The organism is Pseudomonas syringae (assembly GCF_023278085.1).
Taxonomy (GTDB): Bacteria; Pseudomonadota; Gammaproteobacteria; order Pseudomonadales; family Pseudomonadaceae; genus Aquipseudomonas; species Aquipseudomonas syringae_Q.
In genome coordinates this window covers 3,223,054-3,248,929 of the sequence record NZ_CP066265.1, presented here as the reverse complement: position 1 = coordinate 3,248,929, position 25,876 = coordinate 3,223,054, and the positions used below count along the sequence as shown (strand labels likewise).

General features: G+C 59.2%; 23 protein-coding genes and 1 pseudogene. 20 read left to right on the top strand and 4 right to left on the bottom strand.

Annotation, left to right across the window (positions count from 1 at the left end):
• Position 1 precedes the first annotated feature (1 nt).
• From fadA to I9H07_RS14395, 5 genes are all read left to right on the top strand, one after another.
• Complete coding sequence (fadA, locus tag I9H07_RS14415; protein ID WP_024644065.1) at positions 2 to 1,177, top strand: acetyl-CoA C-acyltransferase FadA; 1,176 nt, start codon at positions 2 to 4, stop codon at positions 1,175 to 1,177.
• 106 nt (positions 1,178 to 1,283) lie between these two features.
• Positions 1,284 to 1,520, top strand: coding sequence for a DUF1653 domain-containing protein (locus I9H07_RS14410; protein WP_236423481.1), 237 nt, complete (start codon positions 1,284 to 1,286; stop codon positions 1,518 to 1,520).
• 113 nt (positions 1,521 to 1,633) lie between these two features.
• Positions 1,634 to 4,246 (top strand): type I DNA topoisomerase, encoded by a 2,613-nt coding sequence (topA, locus tag I9H07_RS14405; RefSeq protein ID WP_024675102.1) that lies wholly within the window; start codon positions 1,634 to 1,636, stop codon positions 4,244 to 4,246.
• A 123-nt stretch (positions 4,247 to 4,369) separates the two neighbouring features.
• Positions 4,370 to 4,891: a DUF6586 family protein gene (locus I9H07_RS14400; protein ID WP_024675101.1), complete on the top strand. Its 522-nt coding sequence runs from the start codon at positions 4,370 to 4,372 to the stop codon at positions 4,889 to 4,891.
• Positions 4,892 to 4,955: 64 nt separating this feature from the next.
• Positions 4,956 to 5,189, top strand: coding sequence for a hypothetical protein (locus tag I9H07_RS14395; protein WP_024675100.1), 234 nt, complete (start codon positions 4,956 to 4,958; stop codon positions 5,187 to 5,189).
• Between the two features lie 32 nt (positions 5,190 to 5,221).
• On the opposite strand, the gene sulA is transcribed toward I9H07_RS14395, so the two are convergent.
• Together sulA and lexA are read right to left on the bottom strand one after the other, a co-directional pair.
• Positions 5,222 to 5,692 carry an SOS-induced cell division inhibitor SulA gene (gene sulA, locus I9H07_RS14390; protein WP_024675099.1) on the bottom strand — a complete coding sequence of 157 codons (471 nt, stop codon included), beginning with the start codon at positions 5,690 to 5,692 and terminating at the stop codon, positions 5,222 to 5,224.
• 9 nt (positions 5,693 to 5,701) lie between these two features.
• Positions 5,702 to 6,310 (bottom strand): transcriptional repressor LexA, encoded by a 609-nt coding sequence (lexA, locus tag I9H07_RS14385; protein ID WP_024644070.1) that lies wholly within the window; start codon positions 6,308 to 6,310, stop codon positions 5,702 to 5,704.
• 258 nt (positions 6,311 to 6,568) lie between these two features.
• Here lexA and psrA point away from each other — a divergent pair, with 258 nt between their 5' ends.
• From psrA to I9H07_RS14370, 3 genes are all read left to right on the top strand, one after another.
• Positions 6,569 to 7,285, top strand: coding sequence for a transcriptional regulator PsrA (psrA, locus tag I9H07_RS14380; protein WP_024675098.1), 717 nt, complete (start codon positions 6,569 to 6,571; stop codon positions 7,283 to 7,285).
• 141 nt (positions 7,286 to 7,426) lie between these two features.
• Positions 7,427 to 8,437 carry a beta-N-acetylhexosaminidase gene (gene nagZ, locus I9H07_RS14375; protein ID WP_058391645.1) on the top strand — a complete coding sequence of 337 codons (1,011 nt, stop codon included), beginning with the start codon at positions 7,427 to 7,429 and terminating at the stop codon, positions 8,435 to 8,437.
• Between the two features lie 9 nt (positions 8,438 to 8,446).
• Entirely contained in the window at positions 8,447 to 9,187 is a 741-nt protein-coding gene (locus tag I9H07_RS14370; protein ID WP_024675096.1) for an S-methyl-5'-thioinosine phosphorylase, read from the top strand.
• 1 nt (position 9,188) lies between these two features.
• Here I9H07_RS14370 and I9H07_RS14365 read toward each other — a convergent pair whose 3' ends face one another.
• Positions 9,189 to 9,728, bottom strand: a complete 540-nt coding sequence (locus I9H07_RS14365) for a cytochrome b (protein ID WP_058825025.1) — start codon at positions 9,726 to 9,728, stop codon at positions 9,189 to 9,191.
• 202 nt (positions 9,729 to 9,930) lie between these two features.
• Here I9H07_RS14365 and I9H07_RS14360 point away from each other — a divergent pair, with 202 nt between their 5' ends.
• Genes I9H07_RS14360 through I9H07_RS14350 form a run of 3 tightly spaced genes read left to right on the top strand, consistent with a single transcriptional unit; the run spans position 9,931 to position 12,958 of the window.
• Positions 9,931 to 10,716 carry an endonuclease/exonuclease/phosphatase family protein gene (locus I9H07_RS14360; protein WP_024675094.1) on the top strand — a complete coding sequence of 262 codons (786 nt, stop codon included), beginning with the start codon at positions 9,931 to 9,933 and terminating at the stop codon, positions 10,714 to 10,716.
• Positions 10,713 to 11,963 (top strand): cardiolipin synthase ClsB, encoded by a 1,251-nt coding sequence (gene clsB / locus I9H07_RS14355; RefSeq protein WP_236423479.1) that lies wholly within the window; start codon positions 10,713 to 10,715, stop codon positions 11,961 to 11,963. Before I9H07_RS14360 ends, clsB begins: the two co-directional genes overlap by 4 nt.
• Entirely contained in the window at positions 11,960 to 12,958 is a 999-nt protein-coding gene (locus I9H07_RS14350; protein ID WP_236423477.1) for a lysylphosphatidylglycerol synthase domain-containing protein, read from the top strand. Before clsB ends, I9H07_RS14350 begins: the two co-directional genes overlap by 4 nt.
• 129 nt (positions 12,959 to 13,087) lie before the next feature.
• Here I9H07_RS14350 and I9H07_RS14345 read toward each other — a convergent pair whose 3' ends face one another.
• Positions 13,088 to 13,996 (bottom strand): MurR/RpiR family transcriptional regulator, encoded by a 909-nt coding sequence (locus I9H07_RS14345; RefSeq protein ID WP_236423476.1) that lies wholly within the window; start codon positions 13,994 to 13,996, stop codon positions 13,088 to 13,090.
• A 269-nt stretch (positions 13,997 to 14,265) separates the two neighbouring features.
• On the opposite strand from I9H07_RS14345, the gene I9H07_RS14340 reads away from it, so the two are divergent.
• The 9 genes and pseudogenes from I9H07_RS14340 (at position 14,266) to I9H07_RS14300 (ending at position 25,435) form a co-directional block, all read left to right on the top strand.
• On the top strand, positions 14,266 to 16,203 hold the full coding sequence (locus tag I9H07_RS14340) for a bifunctional 5-dehydro-2-deoxygluconokinase/5-dehydro-2-deoxyphosphogluconate aldolase (protein WP_236423474.1): 1,938 nt from the start codon (positions 14,266 to 14,268) through the stop codon (positions 16,201 to 16,203).
• Positions 16,204 to 16,248: 45 nt separating this feature from the next.
• Positions 16,249 to 17,154 carry a myo-inosose-2 dehydratase gene (gene iolE / locus I9H07_RS14335; RefSeq protein WP_058825021.1) on the top strand — a complete coding sequence of 302 codons (906 nt, stop codon included), beginning with the start codon at positions 16,249 to 16,251 and terminating at the stop codon, positions 17,152 to 17,154.
• A 13-nt stretch (positions 17,155 to 17,167) separates the two neighbouring features.
• Positions 17,168 to 17,977, top strand: coding sequence for a 5-deoxy-glucuronate isomerase (gene iolB, locus I9H07_RS14330; protein WP_058391652.1), 810 nt, complete (start codon positions 17,168 to 17,170; stop codon positions 17,975 to 17,977).
• Between the two features lie 27 nt (positions 17,978 to 18,004).
• The gene (locus tag I9H07_RS14325) at positions 18,005 to 19,507 is read left to right on the top strand and encodes a CoA-acylating methylmalonate-semialdehyde dehydrogenase (RefSeq protein WP_236423473.1); all 1,503 of its coding nucleotides are present in this window, start codon (positions 18,005 to 18,007) and stop codon (positions 19,505 to 19,507) included.
• Positions 19,508 to 19,559: 52 nt separating this feature from the next.
• Complete coding sequence (locus I9H07_RS14320; protein ID WP_236423471.1) at positions 19,560 to 20,390, top strand: TIM barrel protein; 831 nt, start codon at positions 19,560 to 19,562, stop codon at positions 20,388 to 20,390.
• Positions 20,391 to 20,434: 44 nt separating this feature from the next.
• Entirely contained in the window at positions 20,435 to 22,372 is a 1,938-nt protein-coding gene (gene iolD, locus I9H07_RS14315; protein ID WP_236423469.1) for a 3D-(3,5/4)-trihydroxycyclohexane-1,2-dione acylhydrolase (decyclizing), read from the top strand.
• A 62-nt stretch (positions 22,373 to 22,434) separates the two neighbouring features.
• Positions 22,435 to 23,445: a Gfo/Idh/MocA family protein gene (locus I9H07_RS14310; protein WP_024645530.1), complete on the top strand. Its 1,011-nt coding sequence runs from the start codon at positions 22,435 to 22,437 to the stop codon at positions 23,443 to 23,445.
• Between the two features lie 52 nt (positions 23,446 to 23,497).
• On the top strand, positions 23,498 to 24,358 hold the full coding sequence (locus I9H07_RS14305) for a sugar phosphate isomerase/epimerase family protein (RefSeq protein WP_024675524.1): 861 nt from the start codon (positions 23,498 to 23,500) through the stop codon (positions 24,356 to 24,358).
• Between the two features lie 58 nt (positions 24,359 to 24,416).
• Positions 24,417 to 25,435, top strand: a pseudogene (locus tag I9H07_RS14300) (Gfo/Idh/MocA family protein).
• The last annotated feature ends 441 nt before the right edge of the window (positions 25,436 to 25,876 follow it).

Sequence of the window (25,876 nt, the reverse complement as noted above, 5' to 3'; positions counted from 1 at the left end):
TATGAGCCTTAATCCAAGAGACGTCGTGATTGTCGACTTCGGTCGCACACCGATGGGCCGCTCCAAGGGCGGCATGCACCGCAACACCCGCGCCGAAGACATGTCCGCGCACCTGATCAGCAAGCTGCTGGAGCGCAATGACAAGGTCGACCCGGCAGAAGTCGAAGACGTGATCTGGGGCTGCGTCAACCAGACCCTGGAGCAGGGCTGGAACATCGCGCGCATGGCGTCGCTGCTGACCCAGATCCCGCACACCTCGGCTGCGCAGACCGTCAGTCGCCTGTGTGGTTCGTCCATGAGCGCGCTGCACACGGCGGCGCAGGCCATCATGACCAATAACGGCGACGTGTTCGTGATTGGCGGCGTGGAGCACATGGGCCACGTCAGTATGATGCATGGCGTAGACCCCAATCCGCACATGTCCCTGTATGCCGCCAAGGCTTCCGGGATGATGGGCCTGACTGCCGAAATGCTGGGCAAGATGCACGGCATCACCCGCGAGCAGCAGGATGCTTTCGGCCTGCGCTCCCACCAGCTTGCCCACAAGGCGACGCTGGAAGGCAAGTTCAAGGACGAGATCATCCCGATGCAGGGCTACGACGAAAATGGCTTCCTCAAGGTCTTCGACTACGACGAAACCATCCGTCCGGATACCACGCTGGAAAGTCTTGCTGCGCTCAAACCGGCGTTCAATCCAAAAGGCGGGACCGTCACGGCGGGGACTTCCTCACAGATCACCGACGGCGCATCGTGCATGATTGTCATGTCTGCGCAGCGTGCCCAGGACCTCGGGATCCAGCCGATGGCAGTGATTCGTTCGATGGCAGTAGCGGGCGTCGACCCCGCAATTATGGGCTATGGCCCGGTTCCGGCAACGCAGAAAGCACTCAAGCGCGCCGGTCTGAGCATCGCCGATATCGACTTCTTCGAGCTCAATGAGGCCTTCGCTGCACAGGCCTTGCCGGTGCTCAAAGATCTGAAAGTACTCGACAAGATGAATGAGAAGGTTAACCTGCACGGCGGCGCCATCGCTCTGGGCCATCCATTTGGATGTTCCGGTGCGCGCATCTCCGGCACCTTGCTCAATGTCATGAAGCAGAATGGCGGCACCTTCGGTGTGTCCACCATGTGTATTGGTCTGGGTCAGGGCATCGCGACCGTTTTCGAACGCGTCTGATTGCCGAGCGTGATGCAAGCCGGGGCTTTGTGCCCCGGCTTTTGTTTTTTGGAAAAAAACAGTTTTTTAACCAAATGTTTTGAACGTGTTACAAGAGGACGGCAGCATGCGATTGCAACCAGGGCTTTATCGCCACTATAAAGGCCCGCAGTACCGGGTTTTCAGTGTTGCCAGGCATTCCGAGACCGAAGAAGAAGTCGTGTTCTATCAGGCTTTGTACGGTGATTTCGGCATGTGGGTGCGCCCCTTGAACATGTTTCTCGAGTCGGTCCAGGTTGACGGGGAGCAGGTCCCGCGCTTTGCTCTGGTTGAGGCCGAACCGAGCCTGTTTTCCCGAACGTGAGACGGAATGGCACAACAGGCTGTGCTTGACCTCACCTTGTAGCCACTATATATAGCGTGGCCTTTACAAGCTCCTCATTGTCTTTCATCTAGTATTCAGGAATTTTCTGATCCATGGGCAAATCGCTGGTCATCGTGGAATCCCCGGCTAAGGCCAAGACCATCAACAAGTATTTGGGCAACCAGTACGTGGTGAAGTCGAGTATCGGCCATATCCGAGACCTGCCCACCAGCGGTTCGGCTAGTGCTGCCAAAGATCCTGCCGCCAAGCGTGGCAAGGCCGCTGCGGGCGAGGGCCCGGTACTGACGCCGAAAGAAAAGGCTCAGCGCCAGCTGGTATCGCGCATGGGAGTCGATCCGGAACATGGCTGGAAAGCCAAATACGAGATCCTTCCAGGCAAGGAAAAGGTCATCGAAGAGCTGCGCAAGCTCGCCAAGGATGCTGACACCATCTATCTCGCGACGGACTTGGACCGCGAAGGGGAAGCCATTGCCTGGCACCTGCGCGAAGCCATCGGTGGCGATGACAGCCGCTACAAGCGCGTGGTGTTCAACGAAATCACCAAGAAAGCCATTCAGGAAGCATTTTCCCGGCCGGGCGAGCTGGACATTGCACGGGTCAACGCTCAACAGGCGCGTCGCTTCCTCGACCGCGTTGTGGGCTACATGGTGTCGCCACTGCTCTGGCAGAAGGTTGCCCGTGGTCTGTCCGCCGGACGTGTGCAGTCGGTGGCCGTGAAGCTGGTGGTCGAACGCGAGCGCGAGATTCGTGCCTTCAACCCCGAAGAGTATTGGGAAATCCATGCTGATCTGGGCACGGCCAAGGGCGCCAATGTGCGCTTCGAAGTCGCCAGAGAGAAGGGCGAAGCGTTCAAGCCGTTGAACGAAGCTCAGGCCATGGCGGCCCTGGAAAAGCTCAAGGCTTCCAGCTACAGCATCGTCAAGCGTGAAGACAAGCCGACCAGCAGCAAACCATCGGCTCCGTTCATAACGTCGACTTTGCAACAGGCAGCCAGCAACCGCCTTGGCTACGGCGTGAAAAAGACCATGATGATGGCTCAGCGCTTGTACGAAGCGGGCTACATCACCTACATGCGTACCGACTCGACGAACCTGTCGAGCGACGCAGTCAGCATGGCGCGCGACTACATCGAAAGCGAGTTCGGCAAGAAGTACCTGCCGGAAGCGCCGAACGTCTACAGCAGCAAGGAAGGCGCGCAAGAGGCGCACGAAGCGATCCGGCCTTCCGACGTCAACACTCACCCGTCCAAGCTGACCGGTATGGAGCGTGACGCCGAGCGCCTTTACGAACTCATCTGGCGTCAGTTTGTGGCCTGTCAGATGCTGCCGGCGCAATACCTGTCGACCACCGTCACCGTTGCCGCCAGCGATTTCGAATTGCGTGCCAAAGGCCGCATCCTGAAGTTTGACGGTTACACCCGTGCGCTGCCGCAGATGGCCAAGCCTGGCGATGACGACGTGCTGCCGGACATGGCGCAGGGCGAAGTACTGAAGCTGAACACGCTCGATCCGAGCCAGCACTTCACCAAGCCGCCTGCGCGTTACTCGGAAGCGAGCCTGGTCAAGGAAATGGAAAAACGCGGTATCGGTCGCCCGTCGACTTATGCGGCGATTATTTCGACCATCCAGGACCGTGGCTACGTGGCGCTGCATAACCGCCGCTTCTACTCGGAAAAGATGGGCGATATCGTCACCGGACGCCTGTCCGAGAGCTTCTCCAACCTGATGGACTACGGCTTTACCGCCGGGATGGAAGAAAACCTCGACGACGTGGCCAAAGGTCAGCGCGACTGGAAAAACGTACTCGATGAGTTCTACGGCGATTTCCGCAAAAAGCTGGAAGTAGCTGAAGCACCGGACAGCGGCATGCGCGCCAACCAGCCCGTGATGACCGACATTCCGTGCAAGGTGTGCGGCCGTCCGATGCAGATCCGTACCGCTTCGACAGGTGTGTTCCTCGGCTGCTCCGGCTACAGCCTGCCGCCCAAGGAGCGCTGCAAGGCGACCGTCAATCTCACCCCCGGCGACGAGATTGCCGATGACGATGAGGGTGAATCCGAGTCGCGAGTACTGCGCGGCAAGCATCGCTGCCCGATCTGCAGCACGGCGATGGATGCCTACCTGCTCGACGAGAAGCACAAGCTGCACATCTGCGGTAACAACCCCGATTGCACTGGCTACGAGATTGAAGAAGGGACTTATCGCATCAAGGGCTATGAAGGTCCGAGCCTTGAGTGCGACAAGTGCGGCAGCGAGATGCAGCTCAAGACCGGCCGCTTCGGCAAGTTCTTCGGCTGCACCAACGCGGAGTGCAAGAACACTCGCAAGCTGCTGAAAAGCGGTGATGCTGCACCACCGAAGATGGACCCGGTGAAAATGCCGGAGCTCAAGTGCGACAAGGTCGACGACACCTACATCCTGCGTGACGGCGCTTCGGGGCTGTTCCTGGCTGCCAGCCAGTTCCCGAAAAACCGCGAAACCCGCGCCCCGCTGGTCATGGAGATCGCGCCGCACAAGGATGAAATCGATCCCAAGTATCACTTCCTCTGCGAAGCGCCGAAGAAAGACCCGGACGGTCGCCCGACCGTCATCCGCTACAGTCGCAAGACCAAAGAGCAATACGTCCAGACTGAAGTGGAAGGCAAACCTACTGGCTGGCGTGCGTTCTACGACGGCAGTGCCTGGAAGGTTGAAGACAAGCGTTGATCGTAGGCGTCCGGCACTCCCGTGCCGGACACCGGTTTCAATGCGGCTGTGGTCGGTGCCATGCGCAGGTCATGATGGCACCGGCTATGCTGGTCTTATCCCATCGTTATGGAGCGTATCGCCATGGCTCGTGAACTCTATACCCGCACCAACCAGAAGATCTATTTCGCAGGGCTCGCGCTTGAAGCGCTGGGCAGGGCAGAGCAGGGGCAGTTGGTTAACTCTCCGGCGCTGCTGCAGGCCGAGCGTGAATCGGCATTGTTCCACCTGTACGGTGCGTTGCTGGGCCTGTGTCACGAAATCGCCGGGTACTACCGCCTGCCTCAGGCGAGCGCGCGTCGTGCCGAAGACGTACTGACACAAGACGTGTTGAACAGCCTGGCGATTCCCGAACTGGCTGAGCTGGTCGAGCTTGCCCAGCATCGTCATACCTGGCTGGCGCAACTGATTGCAGCCTACAACGCGCTTTTCGAGCCGCCGCGAGCGCCCAGAAAGCCAAAGGGTGATGTTACCCAGCCAATGATTCTGGCGGTGAACCTGGACGACGAGCCGGAGTCTGAACTGGGACGTGAAGAGCTGGAAAGTTGGCGCCAACAGTTGAAAGGGTTGGCGATTCGCTTTCGCGAAGGCTTGAGCGAGTGCTGAAAACCCATGAAGTACAGGCTGGCAGGCTGTTACAATGCCCGCCTATTGCGGAGTAACTGTAACAATGCCTACCTCTTTTCTTGAAATTGTCGAATTACCGGACGGCCGTATAGAACTGCGTCGTGCTGACGACGAAGGTTCGCTGGTCACGCTGGATTTTTCGGCTGACGCCAAGGCGTTCATGCACGGTCAGCATGTTGAAGTTGCCAAGGCCATGCTGAGCGTGGGCGTGCAAATGGCTGGACGCCTGGCTGAAGGTGAAATCGAGAAAGATGACGTTCCACACGTCCTGCACTGAACACACACACACACACAGTGATGACCGGGCTATCAGCCCAGTCGGATGTTCAGGCTTTGAGCTTCACCGATTTTAGCTGCATTGATCAATTGCTGACGCGCTGCTGTGCCAAGCGGGTTGATCCAGCTCACCACCGTATGACTCCTGCCTAGTCTGAGCGCCTCGCGAGTCAGCTCCAGCACGCTCTGTGTGCCGCGCGGCTGGAGCAGCAGGATTCGCTCCCGGTTCAGCCCCGCATCGCGCAGCCAGGTTTGTGTCAGGCTTGAGGGTGGGGCGATCAGGGTCAGCCAGCGAGCGTCTGTCTCTTCACTCAAGTCTCTGAGAATGGGTGCCAGAAGGTTGAGGCAGTTCCCGGCTGCACCGCGCAAAGACAGCTCACTGAAAACTTCTGGATCGTTGCTCCAGGGTGTTTCGACTGCGTCTGCAAGCATCGGGGCGATAGGCTGAGCCATAAACGCCTCGAACAATGGCAATTGCGAATGCGGTGCTTGGTGGAACTGCATAACGTCTCCTTAGCGGCGAATGACGCCGACGCTCAAACCTTCGATAACCAGTTCCTGATCCTTGAGATCCACCTCGATGGGTGCGAAATCAGGGTTTTCAGCCAGCAGCCAGACCTTGCTGCCTTCACGTTTGAAGCGCTTGACGGTTACTTCGTCACCAATCCGGGCCACCACGATCTGGCCATTGCGGGCCTCACGGGTGGTGTGCACGGCCAGCAGGTCGCCATCAAGGATGCCGACGTCCTTCATGCTCATGCCGTGAACGCGCAGCAGGTAGTTGGCGCTCGGGTGAAAAAAGGCAGGATTGATGTTGCAGGACTCTTCTATGTGCTGCTGAGCCAGAATCGGGGCACCCGCAGCGACACGACCGATGACCGGCAGGCTGCTTTCGTCGGCACGGGCTTCGAAGCCGGGGATGCGGATACCGCGTGAGGCGCCGGGGGTCATTTCGATGGCGCCCTTGCGAGCCAGTGCCTTGAGGTGTTCTTCCGCTGCGTTGGGTGATTTGAATCCCAGTTCCTGAGCAATTTCCGCACGTGTCGGCGGGAAGCCATTGTCTTCGAGGCAGCGTTTGATGAAACCCAGGATTTCAGCCTGGCGTGGCGTCAGTTTGATCATGAGGGGCGCTCTGGCTTTTTATACAGTGACTGGGATTATATACAGTGAAAGCCCATTGGCAATCATCCATTTCACTTTCGCCGCCGAGTGGTTGCAAATGCGTGCGCCAAAGTGCGTATATAGAGAAGCCGCTTTAACTGCATTCCACGCTTCAAAGCCGGTTTTCGTGACTGTTCGGCCATAAAATGAACGTGTCTGCTTGACAAGCAGGCGGCCTGATACGTATGTTTCAAACGTTCGTTTGTTAGGCGGAGAGCCATGGCCCAGTCGGAAACCGTTGAACGCATTCTCGATGCTGCGGAACAGCTGTTCGCAGAGAAAGGATTTGCTGAAACCTCTTTGCGTCTCATCACCAGCAAGGCTTCGGTCAATCTGGCTGCGGTGAACTATCACTTCGGCTCGAAAAAGGCGCTCATCCAGGCGGTTTTCTCGCGCTTTCTCGGTCCATTCTGCATCAGTCTCGATCGCGAGCTGGAGCGTCGGCAGGCCAGACCCGAGCACAAGCCGAGTCTTGAAGAGTTGCTGGAAATCCTTGTCGAGCAGGCGCTGGTCGTGCAGCCGCGCAGCAACAATGATCTGTCGATTTTCATGCGTTTGCTGGGACTGGCATTCAGCCAGAGCCAGGGCCACTTGCGTCGCTATCTGGAAGACATGTACGGCAAGGTGTTTCGTCGCTACATGACGCTGGTCAACGAAGCCGCCCCTCGTATCCCGCCTATCGAGCTGTTCTGGCGTGTGCATTTCATGCTCGGCGCTGCCGCGTTCAGCATGTCCGGTATCAAGGCCTTGCGGGCGATCGCCGAGACCGATTTTGGCGTCAACACGTCCATCGAACAGGTCATGCGCCTGATGGTGCCGTTTCTGGCTGCCGGTATGCGTGCCGACACCGGCGTTACCGATCCCGGCATGATCGCCGCCCAGCTCAGGCCGCGTACCAAAAGCAGCTCCAGCACGCCTGCGGTCGCCAAGGCCTGAGGACTGCACTGCCTCTCGCACTGCCTCTCCCATCGCACTGACGCATAGCACTTGCGAATAGCCCGGTCGCATTGCGTCGTGCTTCAGGATCAAGCACCATGCCCGGATTGGACATAGGCACTGGTGTGTAAGGGTTTTTCTATGAGTTCTGGCCTGCAAGGCTCCCTGATGGTCGACGTCGCCGGTACATGGCTGACCAGCGAAGACCGTCAGTTTCTGCGTCAGCCCGAAGTGGGCGGTCTGATCATCTTCGCCCGAAATATCGAGCATCCGCGTCAGGTGCGTGAGCTGAGCGCGTCGATTCGTGCCATTCGCCCGGACCTGCTGCTGGCCGTGGACCAGGAGGGCGGTCGTGTGCAGCGCCTGCGTCAGGGCTTTGTGCGCCTGCCGCCGATGCGCGCAATTGCCGACCGGCCTGATGCCGAATTGCTGGCCGAGCAGTGCGGCTGGGTGATGGCAACTGAAGTGCTGGCCGTCGGGCTGGACCTGAGTTTTGCTCCGGTACTGGATCTGGACTATCAGCGTAGCGCAGTCGTCGGGACGCGGTCGTTCGAGGGCGATCCCGAGCGTGCCGCCTTGCTGGCAGGTGCCTTTATTCGCGGCATGAACGCGGCGGGCATGGCGGCCACCGGCAAGCATTTCCCCGGGCATGGCTGGGCCGAGGCCGATTCTCACGTGGCCATCCCCAATGATGAGCGCAGCCTGGAGCAGATCCGCGCCAATGACCTGGTGCCGTTTGCGCGCTTGAGCCAGCAACTGGCGGCCGTGATGCCCGCCCATGTCATCTACCCGAAAGTCGACGCCCAGCCAGCCGGTTTTTCAAGGCGCTGGCTGCAGGACATCCTGCGCGACGAACTGAAATTCGACGGTGTTATCTTCAGTGACGATCTGTCGATGGCCGGTGCCCACGTGGTGGGTGATGCTGCCAGCCGGATCGAAGCTGCACTGACTGCCGGCTGTGACATGGGGCTGGTGTGTAACGACCGTGCGGCCGCAGAGCTGGCGCTCAGTGCGGCGCAACGCATGAAGGTCAAACCTTCGCCGCGTATCGCCCGCATGCAGGGTCAGGCAACGGCCGGCACTGAATATCGGCAACATCCGCGCTGGCTGGCTGCGCTACAGGCGCTGCGCGCTGCTCAACTGATCGATTAAGGATTTGCGATGACTGTTTACGCGATTATTGGCGGTACTGGCCTGACCCAGCTGGAAGGCTTGAATATCAGGCAGTCGCTGCCGATGAACACACCGTACGGGATGCCGTCCGGAGAAATCCAGATCGGCGACTATGCCGGTCGTGAAGTGATGTTTCTGGCACGCCACGGTCATCCGCACCGCCTGCCGCCGCATCAGGTCAACTACCGGGCCAATATCTGGGCCTTGAAGCAGGCCGGTGCCGAAGCCATTCTGGCCGTGAACGCGGTGGGCGGGATTCATCCTGCGATGGGCACCGGGCATTTTTGCGTACCGCATGATCTGGTCGATTACACCAGTGGCCGTCAGCACACCTTCTTCGCCGATGATCTGGAGCAGGTCACGCACATCGATTTCAGCTACCCATACAGTGAAGCGTTGCGCTCGCGACTGATCGCCGCGCTGGCAGCAGAAGGGTGCGAATTCTCTGATCGGGGCGTCTACGCCTGCACTCAGGGGCCACGTCTGGAAACGGTTGCGGAAATCATCCGTCTGGAACGTGACGGTTGCGACATCGTCGGCATGACCGGCATGCCCGAGGCGGCTTTGGCCCGCGAGCTGGAGCTGGACTACGCGTGTCTGGCGCTGGTAGTCAACCCGGCGGCGGGCAAGTCGACAGCGGTCATTACCATGGCTGAAATCGAGCAGGCGCTGCGCGATGGCATGGGCAAGGTAAAGGCTACGCTTGCCCGGGTGCTTTCCGCTTCCTGAGCTACAGCATGCGTTTGAGGGTGTTGTCCTTGCGCACCAGGTGGTGCCAGATTGCGGCGATCACATGCAGGCCGATCACGTAGTAGAAGATCTTGCCCAGCAACTTGTGCAGGTCTTCGAAGTACTCGGCTGTCTGGTCCGAGGTGGGTAGCGGCCAGGGTATTTGCAGGTCTGTAAGTGGAATCGGCAACGCGCCTTTTTCCACCATCACCGTCAGCAGACCGAGCACGGGCTGTGCGAACAAAAACGCATACAGCGCGTAATGTGACAGGGTGGCTGCTACGCGCAGCGCGCCTTCCAGCGGCGGCGTGATACCGGGCGGGCGGTGACGTCGACGCTCGGCAACGCGAAAGAACGCCATGACCAGAATCAGAATGCCCACCCAGAAATGGCTCTGCACCACCAGCGTGCGGTAGTCGGAGCCCTTGCTGAATTGGGTGCGGCTCAGAATCAGCGTGTACGCCAGCACAATCAGAATCGCCATGATCCAGTGCAGCCAGCGGGCGCGTGGGCTGTAGCGTTGATAAGTCGGTGTATCCACGGTTTGATTCCTTGTGGCTTTTTACAGGCTCGGTTAACAGTTTAGGCCCTCGGCCGCGGTGATGGGTTTCATTTCGGCCGGATTTATTTCAGGGTCGCTACCGACAGCTGAACATGGCTGATTGGCAGCAGGGTTGGCACAGAATGGAACCTGTGTGCACGGGTGGCTTCATATGACGTGAATATCCACCCAGGAGCGAGTCTTGACCAGTGCCAACCCGCCTGCCGGCCCGGTAACGCCAGTATCGGCCAGTGTTTCATTGAATGTACTGACCATGAACATGCACATGGGCTTTGGCATTTTCAATCGTCGCTTCATTCTGCCGGAGTTGCGTGAAGCCGTGCGCAGTGTATCGGCCGATATCGTGTTTCTTCAGGAAGTGCACGGCGAACACCAGAGCCATGCCCGCAGCGTCAAGGACTGGCCGACGATTTCACAGTACGAGTTTCTGGCCGACGCCATGTGGAGCGACTTCGCCTACGGCCGCAATGCGGTGTATCCGGAGGGCGATCACGGTAACGCGCTGCTGTCCAAATACCCGATCATCCAGCACGAAAACCTCGACGTCTCCATCGACGGCACTGAGCAGCGCGGCTTGCTGCACTGCATCCTTGATGTACCGCACGCCGGTCGGGTGCATGCGGTGTGCGTGCACCTGGGGCTGTTTGAGAGTCATCGGCGTCAGCAGTTGAAACTGCTTGCCGAATTGATGTCACGGCTTCCCGAGGGGGAGCCGGTCATCGTCGCCGGTGACTTCAACGACTGGCGCCAGCGCGCCGATGGGTTGTTAAAAGGCACCGGACTGCGCGAGGTTTTTGTGGAGCGCTTCGGGGCACCGGCCAAAAGCTTTCCGGCCCGTTGGCCGTTGCTTCGGCTGGACCGGATCTACGTGCGTAACGCGACTTCCCACAGACCGAAAGTGTTGTCGAGTCGACCGTGGTCTCACCTTTCCGATCATGCGCCCCTGGCGGTGGAGTTGACCTTATGAAAAATGCGACAGGGCAGTGGCGTGATGGCAACTCGGTAGAGCTGCTGATCAATGGCGAAGACTTCTTCACTAGCGTGTTCGAGCGCATACGCGCTGCGCGTAAAGAAGTACTGATCGAGACCTTCATTATCTTTGAAGACCGGATCGGCGAAGGCCTGCAAGAGGCTGTGATTGAGGCCGCCAGCAACGGTGCGAACGTCGTCATCACGGTGGATGATTACGGTACTTCTGACCTGAGTTCGACGTTTGTCAGAACCATGATCGACGCCGGCGTGCAGATTCAACTGTTCGATCCACGCCCTCGGTTGATGGGCATGCGCACCAACCTGTTCCGCCGCCTGCACCGCAAAGTGGTGGTGATCGACGGCGAACTGGGCTTTATCGGTGGTATCAATTACAGCGTCGATCACATGACCGACACCGGCCTGACCGCCAAGCAGGATTACGCCGTTCTGGTGCGCGGTCCTATCGTCGGTGACATTCACAAGAGTGCGATGAGCATGCTCAGTGAGGCGGTCCGCTCGAAACTGACGCCGATCCCGCTCAAGCTCGATCGTGCCGGAAGCGCCAGCATGCTGCTCGCCGAACGTGACAATGGCGAGCACACCAATGACATCGAAGAGCAATACCTTGAGGCGATTCGTGGCGCGACCGAGCGGATTACCCTGGCCAATGCCTACTTCTTTCCCAGCTACCGTTTTCTGCGGGAATTGCGCAATGCCTCGCGACGCGGCGTGAAGGTCACGCTGATCTTGCAAGGCCAGCCAGACATGCCCTTCGTGCGAGTCTGCTCGCGTCTGACCTACACCTACCTGTTACGCGACGGCGTGGTGATTCACGAATACAAACAGCGCGCGCTGCACGGCAAGGTCGCGTTGATTGATCGGGAATGGTCCACGGTAGGCTCCAGCAACCTTGACCCGTTGAGCCTGGCGTTGAACCTGGAAGCCAATCTGTTCATTCGTGATCCAGAACTCAATCAGCATCTTCAGGACCATCTGATGGAGCTTGCCGCCGCGCACAGCACCCAGATGAGCCTGAAAGGGGCGGCACGCGGTCAATGGTGGCGTGCGCCGATGATCGTGTTGAGCTTCTTCTTCCTGCGCCGTTTTCCGGCGATTGCCGGGTTGTTCCCGGTCCATGGCGTACGCCTCAAACCGCTGCGCGCTGGCGATGTGGTGCCGGAGGCGAAAGTGATAGAGCAACAGCTGAACAATCACCCGATGGACCAGGAGAAAACCTTATGACCCAGGCCGCGAGCGCCGCGCCGAAAAGTGCGCACGGAGCCAAATGGAAATGGGCGAAACGGGTCTTCAATGTGTTTTTCTTCATTGCCGTCCCGGTCTTGCTGTTTCTGCTGGTCAAGAACCTCGACTGGCAGGAGGTCAAGAAGGCGTTGGCATCCTACAAGGCCAGCACGCTGGCCATTGCCGCGGTTGTCGCGTTTGCCAGCTATGCGACCTATTGCGGGTTCGACATCCTGGCGCGCTATTACACGCGCCACACCTTATCGATCAAGCAAATCGTGCCGGTGACGTTCGTCTGTTATGCGTTCAACCTCAACCTCAGCTCATGGGTGGGCGGTATTGCGTTGCGCTACCGGCTGTATTCGCGGCTGGGGCTCGACGTTTCGACCATCACCCGGATTTTGAGCCTCAGCCTGATCACCAACTGGCTGGGCTACATGCTGCTGGCCGGTTTTGTATTTTCGATGCGCTTTCTGGAATTGCCCGAGGAATGGTCGATTGGCACCACGACTCTGCAACTGATTGGTTTCGGGCTGCTGGCGGTGTGTTTCGCCTATTTGCTGGCATGCCGGTTTTCCAAAAAGCGTTCATGGACGATTCGTGATCAGGAATTCAATCTGCCGTCGATGAAACAGGCGTTGATGCAGGCCAGCCTGGGCGCCTTGAACTGGTCGCTGATGGCGGCAGTGATTTATACCCTGTTGCCGGACAGCGCGTTTTACCCGGCGATTCTCGGCGTGTTGCTGATCAGCAGCATCGCCGGTGTCATCACCCACATCCCGGCCGGGCTAGGGGTGCTGGAAACAGTGTTCATCACGTTGCTCTCGCATCAATTCTCAAAAGGCAGCCTGTTGGCCGCGCTCATCGGCTACCGCGCCATCTACTTCCTGCTGCCCTTGTTGCTGGCACTGGTGGTGTACCTGGTACTGGAAAAGCGCGCGAAGAAAATGGGTGATAAGAACCAGCAACGGATGGGTGAAGAAGCGAAGTCCTGAGTGCATGGCGCACCGGCTGCTTCGTGAACAATGCGGAACTCCCACAGATACCGGGTCCACACGGCTCCCTGTGGGAGCGACCTCGTTCGCCAAGGCGGACTAACCGATCATTGAGACTGATCCCGGCCCTTAATCATCAAACCCCACCTGTTCATGTATCTCGTCAACCTTCAGCTCCAGACGATACGCCACTGCAATGAACAGCGCCTGGCACAGGCACAGTGTTGCGCTTAAAGAGCGGAAGGCGAATGAGCTGCCTTCGTTGACCAGTAATACCGAGTTGGCGCGCTTGGCCAGTGGTGACAGGTTGCTGTCGGTGATGATCAGTGTCTTGGCCTGATGGTGCTGGGCGATGCGCAGGCAGTGCTGGGTTTCCTTGCCGTAGGGCGTGAAGCTGATAGCAACCACCAGATCATTGGCGCGCACGCTACGCATCTGCTCGCGATAACTGCCGCCCAGCCCTGAAATCAGGTGGATGCGTTTGTTGGTGTGTTGCAGGTTGTAAACCAGATAGTCCGCCACCGCAAACGAGCGCCGCACACCCACCACATAGATATTGTCGGCGTTGACCACCAGATCCACGGCCTTTTCGAACTCGACGTCATCCAGCTCCGCACTCAGCCGCTCCAGCCCGGACAGGGTCGCATCCACACATTCACGGGCCAGATCGCCGGCGCTGGCTTTTTGCGACTTGTTGGCGATCATGCTGCGGATGCGCTGCTGGTAGTTCTGCACCGGCGTGGTCTTGTGCGTGTAAGCCTCACGAAACAGCGCCTGCATTTCACTGAAACCACTGAACCCGAAGCGCTGCGAAAAGCGCACGATGGCGGACGGATGAACCTCGCATTCGCGGGCGATATCGCTGATCCGGTCGACCATGATCCGGTCGCTCTGCTGGCTCATGTAGCTGGCGATACGCTTGAGCTGGCGGGGCAGGCTGTCGTATTCATCGGTGATCAAGCGCAGCAGACCTTCGGCACTGTTGGGTGGCATGTCGACAGTCGCCTCGGCAAGAGTAGGCGGATCGGCGCTGGTCATATTCAAATCCTTTCTGCTTGTTCTGTCGGGGCACGCATCGGTCCGCGTCCCTGATGATAGAGGCGGTTTTCGGCAGCACTGGCGACTATATCTCACCTGCTGGCAGATTGTGACAGTGCATGACGAGCGATGTAGAAAAAATATTCCACTAAAAATAATTATAGAATAAATATTGATTGATGGTTCGCGACGTTTTAGGCTGCATTCACAAAGGCAGCGCGTGCACCTGATGTGCGCACTCCAGGCTGATAAAAATAACAGGAGCCACCATGGGCCAGACTCGCTTTGCCACTGGGCGTCAGTTGGATCTGATTTGCCTCGGACGCCTGGGCGTCGATCTTTACGCGCAGCAAGTGGGCGCACGACTCGAAGATGTATCCAGCTTCGCCAAATACCTCGGCGGCTCATCCGCCAACATCGCCTTCGGTACGGCCAGGCTGGGTTTGAAAACAGCCATGCTCAGCCGGGTGGGCGACGACCACATGGGGCGCTTTCTGATCGAGTCGCTGGCGCGTGAAGGCTGCGATGTCAGCGCCATCAAACGAGATGCCGAACGCCTGACCGCCATGGTACTGCTGGGCCTGAAAGACCGGGAAACGTTCCCGCTAGTGTTCTATCGCGAAAACTGCGCCGACATGGCACTGCGCGCAGAAGACATCGACGAGCAACAGCTGGCGTCCAGCAAGGCATTGCTGATCACCGGTACGCATTTCTCCACCGAGCAGGTGTTCAAGGCCAGCAGCCAGGCGCTGGATTACGCGGAAAAACACAACGTCAAACGGGTCCTGGATATCGACTATCGGCCGGTGCTCTGGGGGCTGGCGGGCAAGGCCGATGGCGAGACGCGTTTTGTCGCCGATCAGCAAGTCAGTCAGCATGTGCAGCGCATCTTGCCGCGCTTCGACCTGATCGTCGGCACCGAAGAAGAATTTTTGATTGCCGGTGGTGCCGACGACCTGCTCGCCGCCTTGCGCACCGTGCGCGAACTGACCGCCGCGACGCTGGTGGTCAAACTTGGCCCACAAGGTTGCACGGTGATTCACGGTGCCATTCCGGCGCGGCTTGAGGACGGTGCGATCTACCCGGGAGTCCGGGTTGAAGTACTCAACGTGCTGGGCGCTGGTGATGCGTTCATGTCCGGTTTCCTCAGCGGCTGGCTCAACGATGCCAGCGATGAACGTTGCTGCCAGCTGGCCAATGCCTGCGGCGGGCTGGTGGTCTCGCGCCATGCGTGTGCGCCTGCAATGCCGACGCCTGCCGAACTCGATTACCTGTTCAACAGCCCCGAGCCGATTACCCGTCCGGATCAGGATGTTGCCTTGCAACGCCTGCATCAGGTCAGCGTGCCGCGCAAACAATGGAAACAACTGTTCATATTCGCGTTCGATCACCGCGGCCAGCTGGTCGAACTGGCGCAGCAGGCCGGACGTGATCTGAACAGCATCAGCGAGCTCAAAAACCTGTTTGTACAAGCGGTGGAGCGAGTGGAAGCCGACTTGCACAAACGGGGCATCGAAGCTGACGTGGGCGTGCTTGCGGATCAACGCTTCGGCCAGGATGCACTTAACGCTGCCACCGGGCGAGGCTGGTGGATCGCGCGCCCTGTGGAAGTGCAGGGTTCAAGGCCGCTGGCGTTCGAGCAGGGCCGCTCCATCGGCAGCAATCTGATCAATTGGCCGCAGGAGCAGATCATCAAGTGCCTGGTGCAATATCACCCTGACGACGAACCGATGCTGCGCCTGGAACAGGAAGCGCAGATCAAGGCGCTGTACGACGCGTCGAAAGTCAGCGGCCATGAGTTGCTGCTGGAGATCATCCCGCCCAAGGATCATCCGTCGTCTTATCCGGATGTGATGGTTCGTGCCGTGAAGCGCCTGTACAACCTGGGTATCTATCCCGCCTGGTGGAAGATCGAGGCGCAGAGTGCGGTGGTCTGGCAGCAACTGGATGAGCTTATTCAACAGCGTGATCCGTATTGCCGTGGCGTCGTGCTGCTGGGCCTCAATGCGCCGGTCGAAGAGCTTGCGCAAGGGTTTGCGCAGGCTCGCCACAGCCATACCTGCAAGGGCTTTGCCGTGGGCCGGACAATTTTTCGTGAGCCTAGCCGGGCCTGGATGGCCGGAGAAATCGACGATGCAGCATTGGTCAGCCAGGTGCAAGGCACGTTCAACTGGCTGATCGAGTCCTGGCGCGAAAGCCGCGCCTGACCCTTTCTCGAACTGATGTTGCGATAACAACAAAAAGGTGCAGCCATGCCTGTTTCAGCTTCTACGCCCAAGATTCGTATCGGCATCAACCCGATCTCATGGAGCAATGACGATTTGCCGGCCCTCGGTGGAGAGACGCCTTTAAGCACCGCGCTGAGCGAGGGCAAAGCCATCGGTTATGAAGGTTTCGAGCTCAACGGCAAGTTTCCCAAGGACGCCAAGGGCGTCGGCGATGTGCTGCGGCCCTATGACCTGGCGCTGGTGTCCGGCTGGTATTCAAGCCGTCTTGCGCAGCGTTCGGTGGCCGAAGAGATCGACGCCATTACTCCACATGTGCAGTTGCTGGCCGAAAACGGCGCGTCGGTGCTGGTGTATGGCGAAGTCGCCGACTCGATTCAGGGCCAGCGTATCCCCTTGGTGGAACGACCGCGTTTTCACACCGATCAAGCCTGGCGCGAGTACGCTGAAAAACTCACCGAGCTGGCGCGTTTCACGCTTTCGCACGGTGTGCGTCTGGCGTATCACCACCACATGGGCGCCTACATCGAATCGCCTCAGGACATCGACAGACTGATGGCGCTGACCGGCAATGAAGTCGGGCTGCTGTTCGATTCCGGGCATTGCTACATGGGCGGCGGTGAGCCCTTGCAGGTGTTGAGCAAGCATATCGAGCGCGTCTGTCACGTACATTTCAAGGATGTGCGCAAGCCGGTGGTGCAACTGGCACGCAACAATCTGTGGAGCTTTCCGGATTGCATCATCAACGGCACGTTCACTGTGCCGGGCGACGGCGACATCGATTTTTCGGCGCTGCTCAAGGTGCTGCTACAGGCGGACTACAGCGGCTGGCTGGTGGTCGAGGCCGAGCAGGACCCGGCGGTCGCGCCCAGTTACGTGTACGCCAAAAAAGGCTATGACACCCTGCGCCAGTTGCTGGCGGATGCGCGATAAGGAGGATTGAATCATGAGTCTGCTGACCAAAAGCAAACCCCAGGGCCGCGACATCGTGGCGCTTGCACCAGGCGTCCTTGAATACGTGGGCTTTGCTGCTTACAGGCTGGAGGGTGGCGAGCGTTTGTCTCTGAGCGCCGAAGAAGACGAGCTGTGCGTGGTGCTGCTTGGCGGGCACGTCAGTGTCAGTGGCGAAGCACCAGGGCAGGGCGCTTTCAGTTGGGAAAATATCGGCGACCGACAGTCAGTGTTTGAAGAAAAGTCACCGTTTGCGGTTTACCTGCCACCGCACAGTCAGGTTGAGCTCGTTGCTCGCGGGCCGGTGCATCTGGGGGTGTGCCGCGCTCCGGGTGATGCGGACAAACAGCTTCCGGCGCGGTTGATCCTGCCCGGCAGCATGAAGCGCAGCGTGCGCGGCAAAGGCGCCAATACCCGCTATGTGTGCGACATTCTGCCGGATACCGAACCGGCGCATTCGCTACTGGTGGTCGAGGTGCGCACGCCCTCCGGGCATTCTTCCAGCTACCCGCCGCACAAACACGACAGGGACAACCTGCCGCACGAGAGCTTTCTCGAAGAAACCTATTACCACATGGTCAACCCGCCTCAGGGGTTCGTTTTTCAGCGCGTCTACACCGACGATCGCAGCATCGATCAGGCCATGGCCGTGGAAAACAACGATCTGGTGACCGTGCCCAGGGGCTATCACCCGGTTTCCGTGCCTTATGGTTACGAATCCTATTACCTGAACGTCATGGCCGGCCCCACGCGCGCCTGGCAGTTCAATAACGATCCGCAGCACAGCTGGCTGCTGGATCTTTAATCCCCTTTTTGCTTCGGAGTCATGCACATGAGCGAGTCACCGGTGATTGGTCATTACATCAACGGACACCTGAGCGACGGCGATGGGCAGCGCTACAGCGAGGTTTTCAACCCGGCTATCGGCATGGTTCAGGCGCGAGTGGCGCTGGCCAGCGTCCAGACGGTGGACGAAGCGGTTGCGGCGGCCAAAGCAGCCTTTCCTGGCTGGGCCGATCAATCTTCACTGCGCCGGGCGCGGGTGATGTTCAAGTTCAAGGAGTTGCTGGACCGGCACCACGACGAGCTGGCGCAGATCATCTGTCGCGAGCACGGCAAAGTGCTGTCCGATGCGCGCGGCGAAGTGGTACGCGGCATCGAAATCGTCGAATTTGCTTGCGGCGCGCCCAGCCTGCTGAAAAGTGATTTCAGCGACAACATCGGTGGTGGCATCGATAACTGGAACCTGCGTCAGCCGCTGGGCGTCTGCGCCGGGGTCACGCCGTTCAACTTCCCGGTCATGGTGCCGCTGTGGATGATCCCCATGGCGCTGGTAACCGGTAACTGCTTCATTCTCAAGCCGTCCGAGCGTGATCCATCCGCCAGTCTGCTGATGGCGAAATTGTTGAAAGAGGCCGGGTTGCCTGACGGCGTGTTCAACGTGGTGCAGGGCGACAAGGTGGCGGTTGATGCCTTGTTGCAACACCCTGACATCGAAGCCATTTCGTTTGTCGGTTCGACGCCGATTGCCGAGTACATCCATCAACAGGGCACCGCCCACGGCAAGCGCGTGCAGGCGCTGGGCGGGGCCAAGAATCACATGATCGTGATGCCCGACGCAGACCTGGATCAGGCCGCCGACGCCTTGATCGGCGCGGCTTACGGTTCGGCCGGTGAGCGTTGCATGGCCATCTCCATTGCCGTGGTGGTGGGTGACGTGGGCCAGCAATTGATCGACAAGTTGTTGCCGCGCATCGACCAGCTCAAGGTCGGCAATGGCATGCAGGCCGATTCGGACATGGGGCCGCTGGTGACTGCCGTGCACAAGGCCAAGGTCGAGGGTTTCATCGATCAGGGCGTGAAAGAAGGCGCGAAGCTGATTGTCGATGGCCGTAACTTCAGTGTGCCGGGTGCCGAGCAGGGCTTCTTCGTCGGGGCGACGCTGTTCGATAACGTTACGCCGCAGATGCAGATCTACAAGGAAGAAATCTTCGGCCCGGTGCTGGGCATCGTGCATGTGGCGGATTTCGCCAGCGCGGTCGAGCTGATCAATGCCCACGAGTTCGGCAACGGTGTGTCGTGCTTCACCAGCGATGGCGGCGTGGCCCGTGCGTTCGCCCGCAGCATCAAGGTGGGCATGGTCGGTATCAACGTGCCGATTCCGGTGCCCATGGCCTGGCATTCGTTTGGTGGCTGGAAGCGTTCGCTGTTCGGCGATCACCATGCCTACGGCGAAGAAGGCCTGCGCTTCTACAGCCGCTACAAGAGCGTCATGCAGCGCTGGCCCGACAGCATCGCCAAAGGGCCTGAATTCAGTATGCCGACTGCCAAGTAGCGTTTATCAACGGGTCGCTTTGATCAATGGAATGTTGCGGAGAACAAGAATAATGAATCAATCCCTGCGCTTCGCCCTGAACCGAATGGCTGCACCGCGCCTTTCGCTGGAGGCCTTTTTAAACATGGCCATCAGCCTGGGTGCCGACGCCATCGAGATTCGCAACGACCTCAAAGGCATCGAGATTGAAGACGGCACCTCACCGGAGGCTGTACGTGAGCTCTGTGCGCGCAAAGGCGTGCAGGTTCTGTCCATCAATGCGCTGTACCCGTTTGATGTCTGGGATGACGAACGCAGTGCGCAGGCAATAAAGCTGGCGCAATACGCTCGTGATTGCGGCGCGCGGGGGCTGGTGTTGTGCCCGCTCAATGACCGTTCCGATCCGCGTAACGCTGCGCAGCGCGCTTCGGGGTTACGCACGGCATTGACCGCATTGGCCCCGATCCTCCGGGATCACGGCATTCTCGGCTTCGTCGAACCGCTGGGTTTCGAAGAGTGCGCGTTGCGCTTCAAGCGTCAGGCGGTAGACGCGATCAGGGCCGTCGGCGGGCTGGATGTCTACCGCTTGGTGCATGACACCTTCCATCACCATCTGGCCGGCGAAGTCGAGCTGTTCCCGGAACTGACCGGTCTGGTACATATCTCCGGTGTCGAGGATGCACAGGCACCGCTCAACAGCATTCGCGACGGTCATCGCGTGCTGGTGGGTGACGCTGACATCCTGGGCAATGCCGCGCAGATCGAGCGCTTGCTGGACGGTGGCTATCAGGGGCACCTGTCTTTTGAGCCGTTTGCCGAAAGTGTCCATGCGCTGGACGATATCGCTCCGGCGCTCTCGGCGAGCATGGCGCATGTGTCCCGCGCGGTAGCTCAACGCCACTGAATTCAACGGATCCAGACCACCTCAAACAAGAACAAGGTGCGAACATGAGTACAACCCGACTGACCATGGCTCAGGCCCTGGTGAAGTTCCTCGATAACCAGTATGTCGAAGTCGACGGCGTGCAGAGCAAGTTCGTCGCTGGCATTTTCACCATCTTTGGCCACGGCAACGTGCTGGGCCTGGGGCAGGCGCTGGAACAGGACAGTGGCGATCTGGTCGTTCATCAAGGCCGTAACGAGCAGGGCATGTGCCACGCCGCCATCGGTTTTGCCAAACAGCATCTGCGTCGCAGAATCTACGCCTGCAGCTCCTCGGTGGGGCCGGGTGCGGCCAACATGATCACGGCGGCTGCCACCGCTTCGGCCAACCGTATCCCGTTACTGTTGCTGCCGGGCGATGTCTACGCCAGCCGCCAGCCCGATCCGGTGCTGCAACAGATCGAGCAATTCCATGACTTGAGCATCAGCACCAACGATGCCTTCAAGGCTGTAAGCAAATACTGGGACCGCATCAACCGCCCCGAGCAGTTGATGAGCGCGGCGCTCAATGCCATGCGCGTGCTGACGGATCCGGCCGAGACGGGCGCGGTTACCTTGGCGCTGCCGCAGGATGTGCAGGCCGAGGCTTACGATTACCCCGACAGTTTTCTGCAAAAACGCGTGCATCGTATTGACCGTCGCCCGCCCAGCCAGGCCATGCTCGACGACGCCTTGACGCTGCTGGCCGGTAAGCGCAAGCCGCTGCTGATCTGCGGCGGTGGCGTGCGTTACTCCGGCGCGGCGGATGCACTGCAAGCCTTCGCCGAGCGCTTCGATATTCCTTTCGCAGAGACCCAGGCGGGCAAGAGCGCCATCGTTTCGGCGCACCCGCTGAACATGGGCGGCATCGGCGAAACCGGCACAGTGGCGGCCAATCGGCTGGCGAAAGAGGCTGACCTGATTATCGGTGTCGGCACCCGTTACAGCGATTTCACCACCGCGTCTAAATGGCTGTTCCAGAACCCGAATGTGCAGTTCCTCAATATCAACGTGGGGGCTTTCGATGCGCAGAAGCTCGATGGCGTGCAGTTGCTGGCCGATGCACAGGTGGCATTGCAGGCGTTGAGCGAAAGCCTGCAAACCAGCGGTTATCGTGCGGCATGGGGTGACGCGCCGCAGACAGCCCGTGCGGAACTGGATGCCGAGGTTGATCGCCTGTATGCGGTCGAGTACCAGAGTGAGCGTTTCGTCCCGGAAATCAACGACCACATGGACCCGGCCGTGCTGCGCGAGTTCATTGAGCTGACCGGTTCATGCCTGACCCAGAGCGGTGTACTGGGCATTCTCAATCAGAATCTGCCCGCCGATGCGGTCATCGTTGCCGCCGCAGGCAGCTTGCCGGGGGACCTGCAACGGGCCTGGCGCAGTACCGGGGTCGACACCTATCACGTCGAATATGGTTACTCGTGCATGGGCTACGAGGTCAATGCCGCACTGGGCGTCAAGCTCGCTGCACCACAGCGGGAAGTCTACGCGCTGGTCGGCGACGGCTCCTACATGATGCTGCATTCCGAGCTGGCGACCTCGATTCAGGAACGGCGCAAGATCAACGTGGTGTTGCTGGACAACATGACCTTCGGCTGCATCAACAATTTGCAGATGGAACATGGCATGAACAGCTTCGGCACCGAGTTCCGGTTCCGTAACGCGGACACCGGCAAGCTCGATGGCGACTTTGTGCCGGTTGATTTCGCCATGAGCGCTGCTGCCTATGGTTGCAAGACCTACAAGGTCAGCACCGCCGAGCAGTTGCATCAGGCGCTCGCCGATGCACGGCTCCAGAGCGTATCGACGCTGATCGATATCAAAGTCCTGCCCAAAACCATGATTCATAAATACCTGTCGTGGTGGCGGGTCGGTGTTGCCGAAGTATCGACCACCGGTACTACCGCTCAGGTGTACGACACACTCAATCGTGAGCTGGCCAAGGCTCGCCAGTACTGATCAGCGTTGCCCGTTCAGACCGCTTGACTCATTCAGGTCTCTACCCAAAAAGGACAATAAAAATGGCATTGAAACTCGGCGTTATCGGCACAGGCGCAATCGGTCAGGATCATATCCGGCGTTGCAGCAAGACACTGGTAGGCAGTCAGGTGGTGGCCGTTACCGACATCAATCTGGAGCAAGCGGCAAAGGTGGTACGCGAGCTGGACATCAGCGCCGAGGTATACGCCGATGGTCATGCGCTGATCGCCGCGCCGGATGTCCAGGCGGTGCTGGTCTGCTCTTGGGGCCCCAGCCATGAAGAGTACGTGCTGGCAGCCATCGCGGCGGGCAAACCGGTGTTCTGCGAAAAGCCGCTGGCGGTCACCGCCAAAGGCTGCCGACACATTGTCGAAGCCGAGATTGCGAGTGGCAGGCGTCTGGTGCAAGTAGGCTTCATGCGTCCTTATGATCAAGGCTATCGGGCCCTCAAATCGGTCATCGACAGCGGCCAGATCGGCGAACCGCTGATGCTGCATTGCGCCCACCGCAACCCGCGTGTGGGCGAGAATTACAAGACCGACATGGCGATCACCGACACCCTTATTCACGAATTGAACGTCTTGCGCTGGTTGCTCAACGACGACTACGTGTCAGTGCAGGTGGTGTTCCCGCGCAAGACCAGCAAAGCCCTGGCGCACATGAAAGACCCGCAGATCGTGATGCTGGAAACCGCCAGAGGTACGCGTATCGACGTGGAGGTTTTCGTCAACTGTCAGTACGGCTACGACATCCAGTGTGAAGTGGTGGGCGAGAGCGGCATTGCCAGACTGCCCGAACCCTCTCAAGTGCAACTGCGCAGCGAAGCCAAGCTGTCGAACGCGATCCTGATGGACTGGAAGGACCGCTTCATCGCGGCCTATGACGTCGAGCTGCAAGACTTCATCGACGGTGTCAATGCAGGAACAATCTACGGGCCTTCCGCCTGGGACGGCTACGCCGCTGCCGTGGCCGCCGATGCCTGTGTGCTGGCGCAGAACAGTGGCGCAGTGGTGCCGGTCACGCTGGAAGTGCGCCCTGCATTTTATGGCTGACAGTTTTTCCGGCAACCGAGACATCTCTCGACAAGAATAACAGGGAGGCATCATGCGAATTGCACTGGACCCTTACATGTACCGCCATCTGCCCCTGCGGGCGATGGTCGATAAAACCGCGGAGCTGGGTTACGACTACATAGAACTGTCGCCGCGTGAAGACTTCATGCCGTTTTACAAATACCCGCGCGTGGACAGGGCGCGGATCAGGGAGTTTCGCAAAGCCCTGAGTGATGCGGGTGTGAAACTCTCTTCGTTGCTGCCGTTGTACCACTGGGCGGCGCCGGACGAAGACCTGCGCATTGCAGCGGTTCGCAACTGGAAGCGAGCCATTCAAGTGGCCGTGGAGATGGACTGCGACCTGATGAACACTGAGTTCAGCGGGCAGTCCGATCACGCACTGGTCTGTGAAAATCAGTTCATGAAGTCCATGGACGAATTGATGCCGCATTTCGAGCGCGAAGGTATAAAGCTCGATATTCAGGCGCACCCCTATGACTTCTGCGAGCGCAACAACGAGTCGGTGGACATCATCCGTGGGCTTGACCGCGACTGGATCAACTACCTGTACGCCGCGCCGCACACTTTTTTCTACGATGACGGCGTGGGAGATATTGCCTCCATGCTCAGGTATGCCGGCGACAAACTCACGCACCTGATCATCGCCGATACCTTCAATCATCGTGCGTCCTCCAACCTGCGCTATATCGTCAACCCACCCGGCGTGACGGCGACGGTGCACCAGCATCTGGACATCGGCCAGGGTGAGGTCAATTGGGACGCGTTTTTCTCGACGCTCAGGGACCTCAAGTTCGACGGCATCGCCACCGTGGCGGTTTTCGCCTGGGAAGAGCGCGCCGACGCGTCGAGCCGGTTCATGCTGGAACGCGTGAAAAGCGAGTTGCTGCGCTGATACAGTGGTATCAAGCGGCTGCATGGCAGCCGAGGCTCATGGACCACAGGAGATAGACATGCGAGCAGGGCTGGTGGGCTATGGCAAAGGGGGGCGTTACTTTCATGCGACGCTCATTTCAAGTTTGCCCGGTGCTACATTTGTCGGCGTGGTGACCCGCTCACCCGAGCGCAAGCAGGAAGTGGGCAAAGACCATCCTGGCGTGCCGACCTTCGACACGCTGGCTGAACTGGTTGCCGCAGGGGTCGATGTGGTGGTCATTTCCACTCCGCTGGCTTCTCGACGGGCGCTGATTCTGGAGGCCATTGAACTGGGCGTCGGAGTGGTCAGCGACAAGCCCTTCGCCAGTGACGCCGCGCACGCGCGTGAGCTGGTAGAAGCGGCCGAGAGACGTGGCGTACTGCTCAGTGTTTATCAGAATCGGCGCTGGGATTCCGACTTCCTGACCGTGCGCAAGCTGATCGAGAACCAGGTGCTGGGTGAGGTCAGCCGGTTCGAGTCGAGCATCGAACGCTACTCGCCCCGGTCCGTCGGCAAGGCCAGCGGCGGCGGAATGCTGCGTGATCTGGGCAGCCATCTGGTTGATCAGGCGCTGGTGCTGTTCGGACCGGTCGAGCGGCTGTATGCCGAATTGCGCTTCGCCACCCCGGACGACGAGCTGGACCACACGTTTTTCGTCGCGTTGACGCATGCCAATGGCGTGGTTTCGCACCTGTCCGGCAGTTGTCTGCAAAACACCCCAGACCACGCTTCCGGGTCAGTGGCTCGCAAGGTTGCTACAGCGTCGACGGCCTGGACGGTCAGGAAGAAGCGGCATTTGCTGGCCTCACGCCACGCTCCGAAGGCGAACGCTGGGGCGTCGAAGAGCACCGGCGTTGGGGCTGGTTCGAACACGGCGACCACCGCGAACGAGTGCCTTCGGAGCGCGGTTGCTGGCTTGAATTCTACCGGCAACTGCAATATGCCGTGGACGAGCAGGGCACCAACCCGGTCAACCCTCACGAGGCGATAGCGTCAGCACAGGTCATGGACGCCGCGCGCCTGAGCGCAAAGGAAGGGCGGGTTGTGGTGCTGTAGATACATATTTGACCGAGACAGCGCACATCTCCATCACGGCCCGACACTTCGCAAGCGTCGGGCTTCTGCATCTCTGCAGACGATAAAAAATGAAATGGAATAAAATTCTAAAATGAGTTGAATTGGAAAATATTTTCCAATAGAGTCGTTTTCAGGTTACCGACTATCGAATCACCGGGCATTGAAATCATTTTCAGGCCACGGGAAGCAAGCCAACAAAAACAAAACAAAAGATAGGTACTGTCGATGAAAACCCCTACCTCTGGCCTGACCGCCAAGCATCCTGTCACCCCGTCATTCTGGATCCGGCTCATGGAGCGATTTCTTACGGTCGTCGCTCTCGGTATGTGCGTGCGCCACAAGGACGCGCAACTGTTCTGCATTCCCGGCGCCACCGGGATTCGCCTGCACCGCTGATCCGCCTGATCGCCACGTCTTTAC